The organism is Blastococcus goldschmidtiae (assembly GCF_031845325.1).
In the GTDB taxonomy this organism is placed as follows: Bacteria; Actinomycetota; Actinomycetes; order Mycobacteriales; family Geodermatophilaceae; genus Blastococcus; species Blastococcus goldschmidtiae.
The window spans coordinates 140,582-155,951 of record NZ_JAVREI010000005.1; the positions used below are offsets into that span (position 1 = coordinate 140,582).

General features: G+C 73.3%; 19 protein-coding genes. 12 read left to right on the plus strand and 7 right to left on the minus strand.

Features of this window, described 5'->3' with window-relative positions; genetic code table 11:
• The first annotated feature begins 2 nt into the window (after window positions 1–2).
• On the plus strand, window positions 3–944 hold the full coding sequence (locus RM425_RS09990) for a type II secretion system F family protein (RefSeq protein WP_311345041.1): 942 nt from the start codon (window positions 3–5) through the stop codon (window positions 942–944).
• Window positions 944–1,843: a type II secretion system F family protein gene (locus RM425_RS09995; RefSeq protein ID WP_311345042.1), complete on the plus strand. Its 900-nt coding sequence runs from the start codon at window positions 944–946 to the stop codon at window positions 1,841–1,843. The genes RM425_RS09990 and RM425_RS09995 overlap by 1 nt, the downstream gene beginning before the upstream one ends.
• Window positions 1,844–1,982: 139 nt before the next feature.
• Here RM425_RS09995 and RM425_RS10000 read toward each other — a convergent pair whose 3' ends face one another.
• Entirely contained in the window at window positions 1,983–2,327 is a 345-nt protein-coding gene (locus tag RM425_RS10000) for a hypothetical protein (protein ID WP_311345043.1), read from the minus strand.
• Window positions 2,328–2,468: 141 nt separating this feature from the next.
• Here RM425_RS10000 and RM425_RS10005 point away from each other — a divergent pair, with 141 nt between their 5' ends.
• From RM425_RS10005 to RM425_RS10025, 5 genes are all read left to right on the plus strand, one after another.
• A complete protein-coding gene (locus tag RM425_RS10005) occupies window positions 2,469–3,596 on the plus strand; it encodes a baeRF2 domain-containing protein (RefSeq protein ID WP_311345044.1) in 1,128 nt (375 codons plus the stop codon).
• 31 nt (window positions 3,597–3,627) lie between these two features.
• Window positions 3,628–3,885 carry a DUF2795 domain-containing protein gene (locus RM425_RS10010; RefSeq protein WP_311345045.1) on the plus strand — a complete coding sequence of 86 codons (258 nt, stop codon included), beginning with the start codon at window positions 3,628–3,630 and terminating at the stop codon, window positions 3,883–3,885.
• Window position 3,886: 1 nt separating this feature from the next.
• Window positions 3,887–4,117: a hypothetical protein gene (locus RM425_RS10015; RefSeq protein ID WP_311345046.1), complete on the plus strand. Its 231-nt coding sequence runs from the start codon at window positions 3,887–3,889 to the stop codon at window positions 4,115–4,117.
• A gap of 107 nt (window positions 4,118–4,224) precedes the next feature.
• A complete protein-coding gene (locus RM425_RS10020) occupies window positions 4,225–5,019 on the plus strand; it encodes an alpha/beta fold hydrolase (protein WP_311345047.1) in 795 nt (264 codons plus the stop codon).
• Between the two features lie 79 nt (window positions 5,020–5,098).
• Window positions 5,099–5,539 carry a ChaB family protein gene (locus RM425_RS10025; protein ID WP_311345048.1) on the plus strand — a complete coding sequence of 147 codons (441 nt, stop codon included), beginning with the start codon at window positions 5,099–5,101 and terminating at the stop codon, window positions 5,537–5,539.
• A 30-nt stretch (window positions 5,540–5,569) separates the two neighbouring features.
• Here RM425_RS10025 and RM425_RS10030 read toward each other — a convergent pair whose 3' ends face one another.
• Complete coding sequence (locus tag RM425_RS10030) at window positions 5,570–6,865, minus strand: M24 family metallopeptidase (RefSeq protein ID WP_311345049.1); 1,296 nt, start codon at window positions 6,863–6,865, stop codon at window positions 5,570–5,572.
• Window positions 6,866–6,877: 12 nt separating this feature from the next.
• The gene (locus RM425_RS10035) at window positions 6,878–8,074 is read right to left on the minus strand and encodes a GGDEF domain-containing protein (protein WP_311345050.1); all 1,197 of its coding nucleotides are present in this window, start codon (window positions 8,072–8,074) and stop codon (window positions 6,878–6,880) included.
• Window positions 8,075–8,191: 117 nt separating this feature from the next.
• Between RM425_RS10035 and RM425_RS10040 the strand changes: the two genes are divergently transcribed.
• The 3 genes from RM425_RS10040 to RM425_RS10050 all read left to right on the plus strand — a co-directional run bounded on the left by RM425_RS10040 (window position 8,192) and on the right by RM425_RS10050 (window position 9,423).
• Window positions 8,192–8,374 (plus strand): hypothetical protein, encoded by a 183-nt coding sequence (locus tag RM425_RS10040; protein ID WP_311345051.1) that lies wholly within the window; start codon window positions 8,192–8,194, stop codon window positions 8,372–8,374.
• A 70-nt stretch (window positions 8,375–8,444) separates the two neighbouring features.
• Window positions 8,445–9,140: an NADPH-dependent F420 reductase gene (npdG, locus tag RM425_RS10045; RefSeq protein ID WP_311345052.1), complete on the plus strand. Its 696-nt coding sequence runs from the start codon at window positions 8,445–8,447 to the stop codon at window positions 9,138–9,140.
• Window positions 9,133–9,423, plus strand: coding sequence for a DivIVA domain-containing protein (locus RM425_RS10050; RefSeq protein WP_311345053.1), 291 nt, complete (start codon window positions 9,133–9,135; stop codon window positions 9,421–9,423). Before npdG ends, RM425_RS10050 begins: the two co-directional genes overlap by 8 nt.
• Before the next feature lie 36 nt (window positions 9,424–9,459).
• On the opposite strand, the gene RM425_RS10055 is transcribed toward RM425_RS10050, so the two are convergent.
• On the minus strand, window positions 9,460–10,101 hold the full coding sequence (locus RM425_RS10055; protein ID WP_311345054.1) for a hypothetical protein: 642 nt from the start codon (window positions 10,099–10,101) through the stop codon (window positions 9,460–9,462).
• A 146-nt stretch (window positions 10,102–10,247) separates the two neighbouring features.
• On the opposite strand from RM425_RS10055, the gene RM425_RS10060 reads away from it, so the two are divergent.
• The gene (locus RM425_RS10060) at window positions 10,248–10,706 is read left to right on the plus strand and encodes a DUF2784 domain-containing protein (protein WP_311345055.1); all 459 of its coding nucleotides are present in this window, start codon (window positions 10,248–10,250) and stop codon (window positions 10,704–10,706) included.
• Here RM425_RS10060 and RM425_RS10065 read toward each other — a convergent pair.
• From RM425_RS10065 to RM425_RS10075, 3 genes are read right to left on the minus strand one after another with little or no spacing between them, the layout of a single operon-like run.
• On the minus strand, window positions 10,631–11,110 hold the full coding sequence (locus RM425_RS10065; RefSeq protein ID WP_311345056.1) for an SRPBCC family protein: 480 nt from the start codon (window positions 11,108–11,110) through the stop codon (window positions 10,631–10,633). The two genes, RM425_RS10060 and RM425_RS10065, sit on opposite strands and share 76 nt — an antisense overlap.
• A gap of 7 nt (window positions 11,111–11,117) precedes the next feature.
• The gene (gene panB / locus RM425_RS10070; RefSeq protein ID WP_311345057.1) at window positions 11,118–11,948 is read right to left on the minus strand and encodes a 3-methyl-2-oxobutanoate hydroxymethyltransferase; all 831 of its coding nucleotides are present in this window, start codon (window positions 11,946–11,948) and stop codon (window positions 11,118–11,120) included.
• A 31-nt stretch (window positions 11,949–11,979) separates the two neighbouring features.
• Window positions 11,980–13,812 carry an NAD+ synthase gene (locus RM425_RS10075; protein ID WP_311345058.1) on the minus strand — a complete coding sequence of 611 codons (1,833 nt, stop codon included), beginning with the start codon at window positions 13,810–13,812 and terminating at the stop codon, window positions 11,980–11,982.
• Between the two features lie 214 nt (window positions 13,813–14,026).
• Between RM425_RS10075 and RM425_RS10080 the strand changes: the two genes are divergently transcribed.
• Window positions 14,027–15,367: a glutamine synthetase family protein gene (locus RM425_RS10080; RefSeq protein ID WP_311345059.1), complete on the plus strand. Its 1,341-nt coding sequence runs from the start codon at window positions 14,027–14,029 to the stop codon at window positions 15,365–15,367.
• Window positions 15,368–15,370 lie beyond the last annotated feature (3 nt).

The window sequence follows — 15,370 nt, forward strand, 5'->3', positions numbered from 1 at the left end:
CCGTGTCCGCGGTCCTCCTCGTCCTCGGCACGGGCGCGTTCGCAGCGGCCGCGCTGATCGCCACCCTCGTCGTCCTCCCGGCCGGCCCGTCGCGGGTGCCGCTGAGCCGGCTCGACCCGTCGCTGGCGCCCTCCACGTCGGCGCTGGCCGGTGCCGGTGCCGCGGCCGGAGCCGCCGTGGAGAAGGTCCTGCTCAAGCGCGGCCGGCTGGCCGCCGGGGCCGCGGCGCTGGACCGCGCCGGCATGTCCACCACGCTGCCGAACTTCGTCCTCGGCGTGGGGCTCACCACGGTCCTCGGCATGGTGATCGGCGCTCTGCTCGGTGGCCTGCTGCTGGCCGTGGTCGTCCTGGCGCTCGTCCCGTTCGGCGCCAAGCTGATGCTCGGATTCCGCGCCGGGAGGCGGCAGGCGGCCTTCGCCGACCAGCTCGACGACTCGCTCCAGCTGATGGCGAGCAGCCTGCGTGCCGGGCACAGCCTGCTGCGGGCGGTCGACTCGGTGTCGCACGAGGCCGAGTCGCCGACCTCGGACGAGTTCTCCCGGATCGTCAACGAGACCCGCGTGGGCCGTGACCTCAACGACGCCCTGGACGAGGTCGCCGCGCGGATGGGCAGCGAGGACTTCACCTGGGTGGCGCAGGCGATCGCCATCCACCGCGAGGTCGGCGGCAACCTCGCCGAGGTCCTCGACGCGGTCGGCAACACCATCCGCGAGCGCAACGCCATCCGCCGTCAGGTCAAGGCGCTGTCGGCCGAGGGCAAGCTCTCGGCGATCGTCCTGATGGCGCTGCCCTTCGGCGTGACCGGATTCCTCGCGGTCACCAACCCGGAGTACCTGGCGAAGTTCACCGAGAGCATCGTCGGCTACGGGATGCTGGCGGGGGCGGCCGTGATGCTCCTCGTCGGCGGCCTGTGGCTCAAGAAGACCGTGGCGATCACGTTCTGATGACCACCGTCCCCGTCCCCGTGCTCCTGGCCGCGGTCGCCGTCTGCGCTGCCCTGCCGGTCCTGGGCTGGTCGCTGTTCTCCGGCGCGGGTGCCGCGAGCGTCCAGGCCCGCGAGAACCTGGTGCGCGGCATCGTGGCGCCCGGTCCGACCGGTCCGGTCGCCCGGACCGGTCCCGGTCTGCTGTCCCGGCTCGTCCGGGGGCTGACCCCGCGCGGCACGGTCACCCGGCTGGACCGCCTGGCCGGCCGGGCCGGCCGGCCGGCGGCGTGGCCGGTGCCCAGGCTGGTGGCGGCCAAGCTCGTCCTGGGCCTGGTGGCGGCCGCTGTCGGGCTGTTCCTCGCGACGTCCTCACCGGGTCCGCTGACCGGCGGAGTGGCGATCCTCGCAACCGTCGTCTGCTACTTCCTCCCCGAGCTGCTGCTGCACAGCCGCGGGCAGGAGCGACAGGAGGCGATCGCGCTCGAACTGGCAGACACCCTCGACCAGATGACGATCGCCGTGGAGGCAGGACTCGGCTTCGAGTCGGCCATGGCGCGGGCCGGCGACAACGGCAAGGGTCCCCTCGCCGAGGAGCTGGTGCGCACGCTGCAGGACATCGCCGTCGGCCAGCCGCGGCGGGACGCCTACCTGGCGCTCGCGGAGCGGACGGGGGTGGTCGATCTGCGCCGGTTCATCCGGGCCGTCGTGCAGGCCGACCAGTACGGCGTCTCCATCGCCGACGTGCTGCGCACCCAGGCGGCCGAGATGCGGCTCAAGCGGCGTCAGCGCGCCGAGGAGAAGGCCATGCAGATCCCCGTGAAGGTGATCTTCCCGCTCATCCTGTGCATCCTGCCGACGCTGTTCATCGTGCTGCTCGGCCCAGCGGTCATGGACATCGCCGAGGCCTTCGGCGGCTGACAGTGCACATCGCGGCCCTCCGGGTCGCACCGCGTCCAGAAGCCGTCCCCGATCTGAGTTGAGCCGCTTCGTCGTCCCTGCGCGGACCCCTCCGGGGCCCACTCGGGCCGACCCTGCGCGCCGGGCCGGCCCGGTCCCGTCAGCCGGTGGAGCGGGGCTGCGCGGGGTTGGTGGGGTCTCCCTGCGACGGGGGATTGATGACGGGCCCGGTGGTCGCCTCGGAGACCTTGGACCCCCCGGCGGCGTGCTGCGGGTCGTCGGCGGCGGCTGCGGCCGGGTCGCCACCGGAGGGTTGCGCGCCCTCCTTCAGGGACGCCAGCCGGTGCCGCATCATCTGCACCACCTGGATGCGGTTCGCGTGCCCCTGTTCGTAGTCGAGCAGCGTCTGGAGCCCCTCGGCGTCCAGGGTCCGGATCCGCGAGGTCAGCCCTCCCACCGGAAGCTGGTCGTAGTCGGGAATCGGCAACTGATCGTGCTCGGTCATCCGACCGGCCTACCCCCGCCCTCCCGATCCGACACCGGGTGTGAGCCCGGGGTCGGTGGGTAGGCGGCGAGGACGACGACGTCGCGGCCCACCAGCGGCCGCCGCGTCTCCCGAGATCGACCGAGGAGTTGCCTTTCCACCATGAACGTGTCCTTCCTGGAGCCCGTCTTCGCCGCCCCCGGTCCGTACGCGACCGTCTGCGCCGACGTCACCCACACCACCGAGAACGCCGACGCCGAGCTCGAGCTCCGCGTCCGGGCCCTCGCCGGGCAACTCAGCGAGCGGGGCGCCCCCGAGGCCGTCGTCGACGCCGTGCGGGGCCGGCTGCTCGAGGGCAACGAAGGCGGCGAGGCGGGCACGCTCCGCGGCCGGGCGGTCGTCGTCGCCGGCGACGGCTCGGTCGTCCTCGACGAGGTCCTGGCCGGGGCGCCCGCGCAGGAGTTCGCCTCGTGGGCGCCGCACCCGGACGTCCTGCCGATGCTGCGCCAGCTGGCCTCCCGCATCCCGCACGTCGTCGTGATCGCCGACCGCGTCGGGGCGGACATCGTCGCCGTCGGCGACTCCGGCCAGCAGGCAGAGACCACGCAGGTGGAGGGCGACGACTTCCACATGCGCAAGGTCAAGGTCGGCGGCTGGGCGCACAACACCTACATGCACACCGCGGAGAACCAGTGGGAGGAGAACCTCGGGCGGGTCGCCGACGAGGTCGACGGCATGGTCCGCCGGATGCCCGTGCGGTTCGTGCTCGCCGCCGGTGACGTGCGGGCGCGCCAGATCCTCTCGGACAAGGCGGCCGCCTCCTGGGCCGACCTGGTCGTCTCCATCGAGGAGGGCGGCCGGGCGGCAGGCGCCGACCGCGAACCCGTGGACCGGCGGGCCGCGGAGCTCGTGGCGGAGCACGAGGCCCGGGACATCGCCCGGGCGGCCGAGCAGATCCAGGCGGCCGGAGCCCACGGGCTCGCGGTCACCGGGACGGCGGACGTCGTGGCGGCGCTGCGCAAGGGGCAGGTCGAGACCCTGCTACTCACCGACCCCTTCGACGCCGACGCCACCCTGCTCGTCGGCAACGACCCCCTGGCGCTGGGCGTGAACCAGCACGACATGGACGCCCTCGGCGTGCACGGCGAGGTGGTCCCGGCCGGCAGTGCCCTGGTCGCCGCCGCCGTGGCCAGCGCGGCGGGGCTCATCGTCGTGCCGCAGGCCGCGCTGCCGGACCACTCGGTCGCCGCCGTCCTCCGCTACACCGACGACTCGACGCAGGGCGCATGACCCCCATCCCGCACCACCCGAAGGAGAACCCGTGACCGACCCGCACCAGCCCGCCACCTCGCCCGGCACCGATGAGGGCGACATCGAGCGCCGCGCGGCGCTCGCCGAGTCCCTGGGCAAGGAGGTGTGGCCGGCCGACCGCGACCAGCTCATCGCCAAGGCCCAGGAGGGCACCCCGTCCGATCGCGTGCTCGCCGACCTGCGCCGGCTCCCCGCGGGTGAGCAGTTCGAGAACATCCAGGACGTCGCCCGCGCCCTGGGCATCGGCACCGAGCAGCAGCGGTTCTGACATGACCACGCAGAAGGAGCCGACCCCGGAGGCCCTGGCGAACGTCACCGAGGACAACGTCGCCAGCCGGGCCGAGCTCCTGCCCGAGGAGGAGGGGATGAAGGGCAGCGGCATGGAGCAGGTCGCCGCCGAGATCATCCTCGCCGAGTCGGAGGAGCGGACGGTCAACACCGACCCCGACGACGCCCAGGGCGGCCACCGGCAGTCGGCCGAGACCGCCGACCAGCCCTGACGGCCCGGGAGCCGGCCCGGCCCTTCTTCGCCGGATTCCAGGAGTCGCGGGTCGACGTCGGCGACGGCGTCGACCTGCGGGTCCGGGTGGGCGGGGCCGGGTTCCCGGTGGTACTGCTGCACGGCCATCCCCGCACGCACACGACCTGGCACCGGGTGGCGCCCCTGCTGGTCGCGGCCGGGCACACCGTCGTCTGCCCCGACCTGCGCGGCTACGGCCGGAGCGCCACACCGCCGACCACACCGGACCACGCCCCGTACTCGAAGCGGGCCCTGGCCGGCGACGTCGTGGCGCTGATGCGCACGCTCGGGCACGAGCGGTTCGCCGTCGTCGGCCACGACCGGGGCAGCTACGTCGCCCTGCGGACGGCGCTGGACCACCCGGAGGCCGTCACGCACCTGGCCGTGCTCGACTGCATCCCGATCGTCGAGCACCTGGAACGCGCCGACGCCCGCTTCGCCACCGCCTGGTGGCACTGGTTCTTCTTCGCCCAGCAGGAGTTGCCCGAACGGGCCATCTCCGCCGACCCCGAGGCCTGGTACGGCACGTCGGCCCCGGGGCGGGCGGAGGCCATGGGGGAGGAGAACCACGCCGACCACCTCGCCGCGATCCGCGATCCGGCGACCGTGCACGCCATGGTCGAGGACTACCGCGCCGGACTCGGCGTCGACCGGGCGGCGGACGAGGCCGACCGTGCGGCCGGTCGCCGGGTCGGCTGCCCGACGCTGGTGCTGTGGTCGGCCCGCGACGACCTGGAGGAGCTGGTCGGCGACCCGCTGCGGATCTGGGCGGACTGGACGACCGACCTGCGCGGCGGCGGGCCCGTCGACAGCGGGCACCACATGGCCGAGGAGGCCCCCCAGGAGCTGGCGGGCGCGCTGATCCCGTTCCTCGCCGGCTGAGCACGATCGGGTGAGCGCCCGATGTGATCTTGGCGCGCCGTCCGGGTAGGGCGAGGGCGATACCCGAGGAGGAGAGGTCATGCCGAAGACCACGAAGAAGGGCGACGCCAAGAAGTCGGAGCTGCCCAGCACGCTGCAGCGGTCGCCGAAGAAGGCCCAGCGCACCTTCGCCAAGGCGCACGACTCCGCCGCCGAGGAGTACGGCGACGAGCGGCGCGCCAACCAGGTCGCGTGGGCGGCGGTGAAGCACTCGTTCGAGAAGGTGGGCGACCGCTGGGAGCGCAAGGAGAAGGGCAAGAAGGGCCCCTCGGACGCGCAGGCCAAGGGCGGCCGGGACACCGACCGGGAGACCAAGGGCGGGGTGGACGCCAACGCGTCGAAGTCCCACCTCTACGACCTGGCCAAGAAGCTGGACATCTCTGGCCGGTCGACGATGAAGAAGAAGCAACTGGTCGACGCCATCCAGAAGGCCAGCAACAAGAAGACCGCGGACGCCCGCTCGAAGAAGTCGAAGAAGTAGCCGACCCCGGCCGGCCGGGTGCCGCGGCGGTCAGCCGGCCGGGATGAGGGCGAGCTCGGTCTGCCGGCGGTCGAGGTACTCGACACCATCCGCGGTCAGCGCGATGCCCTGTTCCAGGCCCATGCGGACGCACTGCCCGCCCCATTCGGGCACCGAGCGGCGGACGGCCAGCTCCAGGGCGAAGACGGTGTCGGTGTGCACCGCGTACTCCCCGGCCCCGGGAAGGTCGCCCTGCTCGTCCCAGCGGCCGATGGCCGGCCCCGCGCCGTGGCCGTGCACCCCGACCGGGTGGGAGTAGACGTCGGCGTCGATACGCTCGGCGGCCGCGGCGGACCGCGCGGCCGCCAGCACCTCGTTGCCCGTGCGTCCGGGCAGCAGCTCCGTGGTGGTGAGGTCCTGCATCCGGTTGCCCGCGTCGAGCAGTTCGCCGAGGCCGTCGGGGGCTGTGCGCTCACCCGGTCGCAGCACGTAGGCGTTGCGCTGGCTGTCGGTGTGCAGGCCGAGGCTGGTCAGCCCGATGTCGCAGTGCACCAGGTCGCCCGGCAGGACGACGGCGTCGTAGGCGACCGCGGGAAGCAGCGCCCCGCTCTGCTCGACCAGCGGGACGCCGGCCCGTTGAAGGGTCACCGACGGCTGGAACCAGGGCTCGACACCGAGGTCGTGCAATCGCTGGCGCAGCCACCAGGCGAGGTCGATCGCCGTCGTGCTCCCGGGTACGACAGCGGTCGCGAAGCCTTCCGCGATCACGTCGTGCGCCAGCCGGTTGAGCACGTGCAGCGCGGCGATCTCCTCCGGCAGCCGGGTCTCCAGCCAGCCCACCACCAACCGTTCGGCCGGCACCAGGCGGTCGGCGTGGTGGCCCAGAGCCTCGACCAGCTGTCCGTGCTCGCTGTGCGACAGGCCGTCGGCGAGCGCGAAGTCAGCGGAGACGTCCACGCCGATGCGAGCCGGCCGGGCCTGGTCGACGAAGCGCCGCACGACGTCCCACTCGGTCGTGGCACCCGCCGACTCCTCGGTCGCCGCAGGCACGAACTGGCCGACGGGGTAGCGCGAGACCGCGACCGGCGTGACGCCGTCGTCGCTGCGGTGCAGCAGCAGCACGGTGCGCCGCCGGGCCGACAGCCAGGCGGCCGGCAGCAGGGTGGCCAGCACCGGGTCCTCGTTGTACTCCCGCCCGGCCACGATCCACAGGTCGATGCCGGCGCCGTCCATGAGGCCGGGGAGCAGGTCCAGCAGCCGCTGGGTCAGCCACCGGTCGCGGACGGCGGCCTGCTCGCGCAGCGGCAGGGGCACCGTCCGCGTCGGGTCACGCTGGACGGGGGGCACGCCCCCAGCGAATCAGAGATCGGCCGAACCCACCGCTCGGGAGGTCTCCGGCCGTGCGACCGACCCGGCCGGGTGCCCGCGCTGCCAGGTCGCCGGCTCCGCGTGGGTCGCGCGGGACCTCGGCCGGTCGGCGAGGGCGACGCGGTCGCGGCCGCTGCGCTTCGCGACGTACATGGCGGCATCGGCGCGGTCGATCAGCCGCCAGAGCGCCGCCACCGGGTCCTCGCCCTCCACCGGCCGCGCGACGGCGATCCCGACGGAGGCGGTCACCGCGTGGCCGTCCTCGCTGCGGGCACCGGCGACCGCCAGGCGGAGCCGTTCGGCGAGCCGTCGTCCCTCCGCGACGACGGCCACCGAACCGACCACCACGAGCTCCTCTCCGCCGGTGCGGGCCAGCAGGTCAGCCGGGCGGACGGCGCCGGACAGCGACCGGGCCACCGCGCGCAGGACCGCGTCGCCGACCGCGTGCCCGAACTCGTCGTTGAGCCGCTTGAAGTGGTCCAGGTCCAGCACCATGGCGCTGAGCTGGGTGCCGTCGCGTCTGGCCTGACCCCACAGCCGAGGCGCCTGCTCGACCAGGTACCGGCGGTTGTACAGCCCGGTCAGCGCATCCTGGTGGCTGATGGTCTCGGTGGCCACGAGCAACCGCTGCACCCGGCGCCGGAGCACGAACACCCCCATCGCGGCGGCGTTCAGGGTGCAGGCGCTGACCCCGGCCTGGACGACCAGACCCACGGCGCTGTCGTAGCTGGGCCACAGGGCGGCCAGGCAGATCCCGGTCGTGGCCACCATGTGCACGCACAGCGGCCGCAGCGGGAGGAACCAGGCACCGGCGAGCGCGGGGAACAGCAGCATGAGCGGTGTCGCGTAGCGCAGCGGGTCCTGGATGCAGAGCACGACGACCAGGTAGATGACGTCACCCAGGAGCACGAGCCCGAAGGTGTGGGCCTGCCCGACCCGGCCGCGGCAGGCCAGGTGCCCGGAGAGTGCGAACAGCAGCAGCATGGTCGACGCGTAGGCCCACCGGCCGGCACCGTCGCGCAGGACGCCGTCGACGAGGAGGTTCAGCGACCCCATCAGCGCGCCGATCAGCAGGAGCGCCGCCAGGCAGAGCGCCGCCACCCGGGAGTCCAGCCCGGCCGGTCGACGCTGCTCGCTCTCCTCCCCACCGGCACGGACGCGGGCAGCGGGCAGGAGCGGGCCGATCACTGCAGCAGGATGCCGTACCGCTCCGCGTTTTGGGGATCTCGCTGCGTCACTGTCCCTCCCCCGGGTCCAGCGCTTCGGTGGAAGAGTGGGGGTCCGATCGGCATCGAGGAGGCACATATGGCCACGGGGCCCTGGTTCTACTGCCTGAAGCACCGCGCCGTCGAGGACCGGGACGGCTGCGCCGAGCGGCACCGGCTCGGCCCGTACGCCACGCGCGAGGAGGCCGAGCACGCCCTGGCCTCGGTCGCCGAGCGGGAGGAGCGGATCGAGGAGGAGAACCGGCAGTGGGAGGGCGACTGACGGTCGCGCCCCGGTCCCCTGGATGATCGGTGCAGGTGCCGGGCCGTCCGGCGCCGCGGAAGGGGCTGACGTGACCGAAGGGCGTGCGGTGGAGGAACTGGTCGTCGGGATTCTCGGGGGCACCGGGCCGCAGGGGCGGGGGCTCGGCGTCCGCCTGGCCGCCGCAGGTCAGCGGATCCTGCTGGGTTCGCGCGACGCCGACCGCGCCGCCGAGGTGGCCGCGGAGGTCGCCACCCGCGCCGCGACCGCGGCGGCCGGCGTCGAGGTCTCGGTGCAGGGCGGCTCCAACGCCGACGTGGCCGGGGCCGCCGACCTGGTGATCATCGCCGTTCCGTTCGCCGGCCACGCCGCGACCGTGGCCGAGCTCGCCGCGCCGCTGGCCGGCAAGATCGTCGTCGACTGCGTCGTCCCCATGGGCTTCGACGAGCTCGGCGCCTACGTGCTCGACGTCGAGGAGGGCAGCGTGGCGCAGCAGGCGGCCGCGCTGCTGCCCGACTCGCACGTGGTCGGGGCGTTCCACCACCTCTCGGCCCGGCTGCTCGAGGACCTGTCCAAGCCCACGATCGACGGCGACGTGATGGTCGTCGGGGACGACCGCGCCTCCATGGACACCGTGCAGGCGCTGGCCGGCCGGTTGCCGGGGATGCGCGGCATCTACGCCGGGCGGCTGCGCAACGCCCGCCAGGTCGAGGCGCTGACGGTGAACCTGGTGTCGGTCAACCGCCGCTACAAGGTGCACGCCGGGGTCCGCGTCACCGATGTCTGATCCGGCCGCGATGAAGGCCGACGAGCTCCGTGCGGTTCAGCTCGGCCGCCCGGGATGGGGCAGGAAGGGCTACTCCATCGTGGAGGTGGACGCCTTCCTGGCGCGTGCGCTCGATGCCCTGACCGCGCTCGCCCTGCGACGTGCTCCGCAGCTGACCGCGGACGAGGTGCAGAAGGTCCGGTTCCGCAAGGAGCCGTTCGGCCGCGGCCGGGGCCACGACGAGGACCAGGTCGACGCCCTGCTCGACCGGCTCGAGCTCACCCTGCGCACGGCGACGGCCTGACGCGCTCGTCGTCCGGCTCGCGCGGGACCGCAGCCGTCAGCAGCCGTCCGGCCGGCACCAGCCCAGGGACGCGGCGACGATGGCCGCCCCCACGATGGCCACGGAGGCGACGCCGGTGACCCAGTACAGGGCGACGGTGTGCCGCTCGGCCCAGTTGATGGCGTACGGGTGGCTCGCCCGGAGCCGGGCCCGCGTCACGATGCCGTCGAGCTCGGTGACCGGGGCGCCGGTCGCGTAGGCGAGGGAGCGCAGCTGCGCGGAGTCCCAGTGCAGGCCGTCCAGCCGCATCAGCGCCCGCCCGTCCGCGTCCAGGAAGGACAGCAGTGTCGTGTCCGGAGCGCGCAGGCGCCGGTAGCAGGGGACGAGCAGCACCGAGGCGATCGCGTCGTGCCGCACCCGGCGCACCACGCCGACGAGGTTGCGCTTGAGGAGCGCGCCGTGCTCCGTGCGCACGTGGGCGAGCCGGAAGAAGAGCAGCAGCAGGACGCCGGCGACGGCCAGCGTGCCGCCGATGCTGACGACGCGGACCACCCAGGAGGTCCGGCCCTCGGACACGTTGCGCGCGGTGATCCCGATGGAGAAGGGCGCGTTGAGCAACACCGCCCACAGGTAGGCCCGCCCCGACGGCCGCAGCAGCGGGATGTCCGCCTCGCGGCCGGCCACGTCTTCGACGGTCACGTCCGCGACGCCAGGAGAGGGAGCGGCGAGCCCGCGTACGCCCGCCGCCAGGACTACTCGAAGGAGTGGACGGACTCGCCGCTCGGTGCGGGGACGAGTGGTGCGCGGTACTCGACCTCTGGGCCCCGGCGCTGTGAGGATGAGCTGTGCTCTTCGCGCACGCGGTGGCGTTCCTGCACGCGGCCGCCGTCCTGTTCATGCTCACCGGCGCGCTGCTCGCGGTCCGGTGGCCCCGGCTGGTCCTGCTGCACGCGCCGGTGGCGCTGGCCATCCTCGCCGTCAACCTGGCCGGCGCCGACTGCCCGCTGACCGACCTGGAACTGCTGCTCCGGGAACGTGCCGGGGCGGAGCCGTACGAGGGCGGCTTCCTCGGCCACTACGTCTTCGGCCCGCTCGGGCTGGACATCCGTGCGGCCGGCGTCCAGCTCGGCATCTACGCCACGGCGTTCGGGTTGAACGCCATCGGCTACGCAGTCCTATTCCGGCAGGCGGCGCGCACCCCCGACACGGCCGCCCCCCGCTGCCCAGCTCAGCCGGTAGCCAGGACGGCGAGCTCCAGCCGGCGCAGCGACTCCGGCATCGTGCGGGCCATCCGTCGCGGGTAGCCGGGGAGCCGGACGGTCACGGTAGGGAGCCGGGCCCGCCCCCACTCGTAGGAGTGGCGCACGAGGGTTCCTCCGTCCTGCGGCGTCAACTCGTACCGCCACCACTGCCCGCCGACGACGGTGTGCCCCCGCCACCGCCCGGTGGTCCGCCAGGCGAGAGCTCGACCCTCCTCGAACACGGTGACCTCGTTGACGCTCCGGTACCGGAGCCGGCCCTGTCGCATGCCCATCGTGACGCGGGCGCCGAGGTGCAGGCGTCCGGGCCCGCTCGGCGCACCCTGGACCATCCCGGCCCCGTCGAGGGCGCTGTGCCGCTCCGGCGAAACGAGGATCGCGAAGACGGCCTCCGCCGGGGCCGGGACGAATCGCTCGACGGTGACGGTGCGGGGCTCGGGGCCGGGCACGGCGCGGCTACTCGAAGGAGTGCTCGGGGCCGGGGAAGGCACCACCGCGGACGTCGTCGGCGAACTCCTGCGCCGCGCGCAGCAGCTCGCCGCGCAGGTCGGCGTACTTCTTGACGAACCTCGGCACCCGGCCACCGTTGAGCCCGGCCATGTCCGGCCACACCAGCACCTGGGCGTCGCAGTCGACACCGGCGCCGATGCCGATGATGGGGATGGACAGCTCCTTGGTCACCTCGGCGGCGATCGCGGCGGGCACCATCTCCAGGACGACGGCGAACGCGCCGGCCTCCTGCACCGCCCGGGCGTCGGCCAGGAGCTGCTCGGCGCCGGCGCCCCGGCCCTGGACGCGGAACCCGCCGAGGGCGTGCTCGCTCTGCGGCGTGAAGCCGATGTGCGCCATGACCGGCATGCCCGCGTCGTGCAGCATGCGGATCTGCGGGGCCACGCGGACGCCGCCCTCGAGCTTGACCGCCTGCGCGCCGCCCTCCTTCATCATCCGGACGGCGGTGCCGAACGCCTGCTGCGGGCCCGACTCGTAGGAGCCGAAGGGCAGGTCGGCCACGATCAGCGCCCGCTTCGTCGAGCGGGTGACGGCCTTGGTCATGAGCAGGAGGTCCTCGACCGTCACCGGCACGGTGCTGCTGTGCCCGAGGACGACGTTGCCCGAGGAGTCACCGACGAGCATGACCGGGATGCCGGCCTCCTCGAAGATGGCCGCGCTGTAGGTGTCGTAGGCGGTCAGCATCGCCCACTTCTCCCCGCGCTCCTTGGCCGACTGCAGGTGGTGGATGCGCACCCGCGCGCTGGACTGCCCGCCGTACAGCACCGACTCGGTCATGCTCTGCTCCCTGCTGGACTCGCGAGCTCGTTCACGATGCTCCTTCGCGCACGGTCGGCAGGGTCTCCCGCCACCGGTTGGTCACGGGCAGCCGCCGGTCGCGGCCGAACGCCTTGAGGCTGATCTTGGTACCGGGAGCCGACTGGCGGCGCTTGAACTCGGCCGTGTCGATCAACCGCAGCACCCGCGCCACGACCGCGGGGTCGTGGCCGCGCTCCAGCAGTTCCGCCATGCCGAGGTCGCGGTCGACGTAGTCGGCGATGACGGCGTCGAGCACCTCGTAGGGCGGCAGCGAGTCGGTGTCGACCTGCCCGGGCGCCAGCTCGGCCGACGGTGGCTTGTCGATGCAGTTCTGCGGGATGGGCTCGGTCTCCCCGCGGTCGCGGGCATGGGCGTTGCGCCAGCGGGCGAGGTCCCAGACCAGGGTCTTGGGCACGTCCTTGATGGGAGCGAACCCGCCGGCGGAATCGCCGTAGAGCGTGGAGTAGCCGACGGCGATCTCGCTCTTGTTGCCCGCGGTCAGCGGCAAGTGCCCGTGCTGGTTGGACAACCCCATCCAGATGACGCCGCGCACCCGCGCCTGCAGGTTCTCAGCCGCCACCCCGGACAACTCGACGGCGCCGTGGAACGCCTCGACGACCGGTCCGATCGGAACGACGTCGTAGTGCAGCCCCTGCCTCGTCGCGAGGTCTTCCGCGTCGCTGAGGGAGTGGTCGGAGGACCACTTCGAGGGCAGTCCGACGCAGTACACGCGGTCGGCGCCGAGAGCGTCCACGGCGAGCGTGGCGACCAGGGCCGAGTCGATGCCGCCGGACAGACCCATGACGACGGAGGGAAAGCCGTTCTTGTCGATGAAGTCCCGCAGGCCGAGGACCAGCGCCCGCCACACCTCCTCGCACTCGCTGAGCGGATCGACGACCGTCGAGGGGCGCCGGTCGAACGCAGCCACCGGCTCCTCGGACACGACGTGCCGGGTGACGGTCATCGGCCCGATGCGGCCTTCGGTGCGCTCCGGGACCGACGACGGGTCCAGGTCCAGATCGACGGTCGCCAGGTGCTCGACGAACTGGGGGGAGCGGGCCAGCAGCGTGCCGTCGGGGGCGACGGCCATCGAGTCGCCGTCGAAGACCAGCTCGTCCTGACCACCGACCTGGTTGCAGTAGAGGATCGTGGCGCGCGCCTCGGCGGCGCGGCGGCGCACCAGCGGCAGCCGCAGGTCGTCCTTGGCGCGCTCGTAGGGGGAGGCGTTGGGCGAGACGACGAGATCGACACCGGCCTGGCCGGCGACCCCGCACGGGCCGCCCTCCACCCAGAGGTCCTCGCAGATCGTCAGCGCGACGTCGACCCCGTGCAGCCGCACGACCGGCAGCTCGGTGCCCGGCACGAAGTAGCGCGCCTCGTCGAAGACGCCGTAGTTGGGCAGGTGCCGCTTGTAATAGCGGACGACGACCTCGCCGCCGAAGAGCAGCGCGGCGGCGTTGCGCGGCGCCCCCCGGCGTGGGTTGGCGTCGCCCGGACGGTCGTCGTCGGCCGGGATCTGGTCGACCGGGGCCGGGCCTGCGCCTTGCGTGTGCGCGAGGTACCCGACGACGACGGCGATCCCGCCCAGCCCCTGGTCGGCGAGGGCGGCCGCCAGCTCGACCAGCGTGCGCTCGCTGGCGCGCGCGAAGGACTCCCGCAGCACGAGATCCTCCGGCGGGTAGCCGGTCAGCGTCATCTCGGGGAAGACCACGAGGTGCGCGTTCTGCGCGGCCGCCTCGGCGGTCCACCGCACCACGAGGTCGCTGTTGCCCTCGAGGTCCCCGACCCGGGTGTCCACCTGGGCCATCGCCACCCGCAACTGCACCGGCCGTTGATCGTTCACGCCGCACAGTCTGGTCTCGGAGCCGGGCGGACGGCCAGGCGGGCACCTGTCCGGATGATCACGTCGCCATCCGGCGGCCGGGCTATGACCGGCGCACGACACGTGGGCCCGCCGCGGGGATTGGCCGTGTACGGCTCCCTCCGAGGGGGCAGGCTGGGGGCGGCCCGGCAGCGACGTCACATCCCGGAAACGAGCGGACGCGATCATGGCGAACATGGATCGACAGCAGGAGTTCGTCCTGCGCACCCTGGAAGAGCGCGACATCCGGTTCGTGCGGCTCTGGTTCACCGACGTCTCGGGCTACCTCAAGGCGGTGGCGGTGGCGCCGGCGGAGATCGAGGCGGCCTTCGCCGAGGGCATCGGCTTCGACGGCTCGGCCATCGAGGGCTTCGCCCGCGTCTATGAGTCCGACATGCTCGCCAAGCCCGACCCCGGCACCTTCCAGGTGATGCCCGGCCGCGAGGGCCGGCCCAGCGACACCGCGCGGATGTTCTGCGACATCACGCTGCCCGACGGGTCGCCGTCGTGGGCCGATCCGCGGCACGTGCTGCGGCGCGCCCTGGCGAAGGCCTCGGACATGGGGTTCACCTTCTACACGCACCCGGAGATCGAGTTCTTCCTGCTCAAGGACCTGCCCTCGGACGGCACGCCGCCGCAGCCGGCCGACACCGGCGGCTACTTCGACCTGTCCACGCACAACGTGGCGCACGACTTCCGCCGCGAGGCGGTCTTCGCGCTCGAGGCCATGGGCATCTCGGTGGAGTTCAGCCACCACGAGGTCGCTCCCGGCCAGCAGGAGATCGACCTGCGCTACGCCGACGCCCTGTCGATGGCCGACAACATCATGACGCTGCGGCACGTCGTCCGTGAGGTGGCGCTCGCGCAGGGCGTGCACGCCACGTTCATGCCCAAGCCGTTCACCGAGCTCGCCGGCTCGGCCATGCACACCCACCTCTCGCTGTTCGAGGGCGACCGCAACGCCTTCCACGACCCGGCCGACCCGATGCGGTTGTCGGCCACCGGCAAGCAGTTCATCGCCGGGCTGCTCACCCACGCGCGGGAGATGACCGCGGTCACCAACCAGACGGTGAACTCCTACCGGCGGCTGCTGGCCGGGACGGAGGCCCCGACCGCGGCCACCTGGGGCCGGGCCAACCGCTCGGCGCTCGTGCGGCTGCCCGAGTACAAGCCCAGCAAGGCGCAGTCGGCCCGCGTGGAGGTCCGCTCGCCGGACTCCGCCTGCAACCCCTACCTCACCTTCGCCATGCTGCTCGCCGCCGGGCTGAAGGGCATCGAGAAGGGGTACGAGCTGCCGCCGGAGGCCGAGGACGACGTGTGGTCGCTCACCGACACCGAGCGCCGCGCCGCCGGCTACGAGGACCTGCCGGTCTCCCTCGGCGAGGCGCTGACCTCCATGCAGAGCAGCGAGCTGGTGGCCGAGACCCTGGGCGAGCACGTGTTCGAGTTCTTCCTCCGCAACAAGTGGGAGGAGTTCAACTCCTACCGGCGCAACGTGACGCCCTTCGAGCTCCAGCGCTACCTGCCGGGCCTCTGAGCC

What these genes read in the sequence shown, in the direction of transcription:
- RM425_RS10000 (WP_311345043.1), bottom strand. Translation starts at nt 2,327, where the DNA reads ATGACCGAGCACGATCAGTTGCCGATTCCCGACTACGACCAGCTTCCG.
- RM425_RS10025 (WP_311345048.1), top strand. Translation starts at nt 5,099, where the DNA reads ATGCCGAAGACCACGAAGAAGGGCGACGCCAAGAAGTCGGAGCTGCCC.
- RM425_RS10080 (WP_311345059.1), top strand. Translation starts at nt 14,027, where the DNA reads ATGGATCGACAGCAGGAGTTCGTCCTGCGCACCCTGGAAGAGCGCGAC.
- panB (WP_311345057.1), bottom strand. Translation starts at nt 11,948, where the DNA reads ATGACCGAGTCGGTGCTGTACGGCGGGCAGTCCAGCGCGCGGGTGCGC.
- RM425_RS10005 (WP_311345044.1), top strand. Translation starts at nt 2,469, where the DNA reads ATGAACGTGTCCTTCCTGGAGCCCGTCTTCGCCGCCCCCGGTCCGTAC.
- RM425_RS09995 (WP_311345042.1), top strand. Translation starts at nt 944, where the DNA reads ATGACCACCGTCCCCGTCCCCGTGCTCCTGGCCGCGGTCGCCGTCTGC.
- RM425_RS10040 (WP_311345051.1), top strand. Translation starts at nt 8,192, where the DNA reads ATGGCCACGGGGCCCTGGTTCTACTGCCTGAAGCACCGCGCCGTCGAG.
- RM425_RS10015 (WP_311345046.1), top strand. Translation starts at nt 3,887, where the DNA reads ATGACCACGCAGAAGGAGCCGACCCCGGAGGCCCTGGCGAACGTCACC.
- RM425_RS10050 (WP_311345053.1), top strand. Translation starts at nt 9,133, where the DNA reads ATGTCTGATCCGGCCGCGATGAAGGCCGACGAGCTCCGTGCGGTTCAG.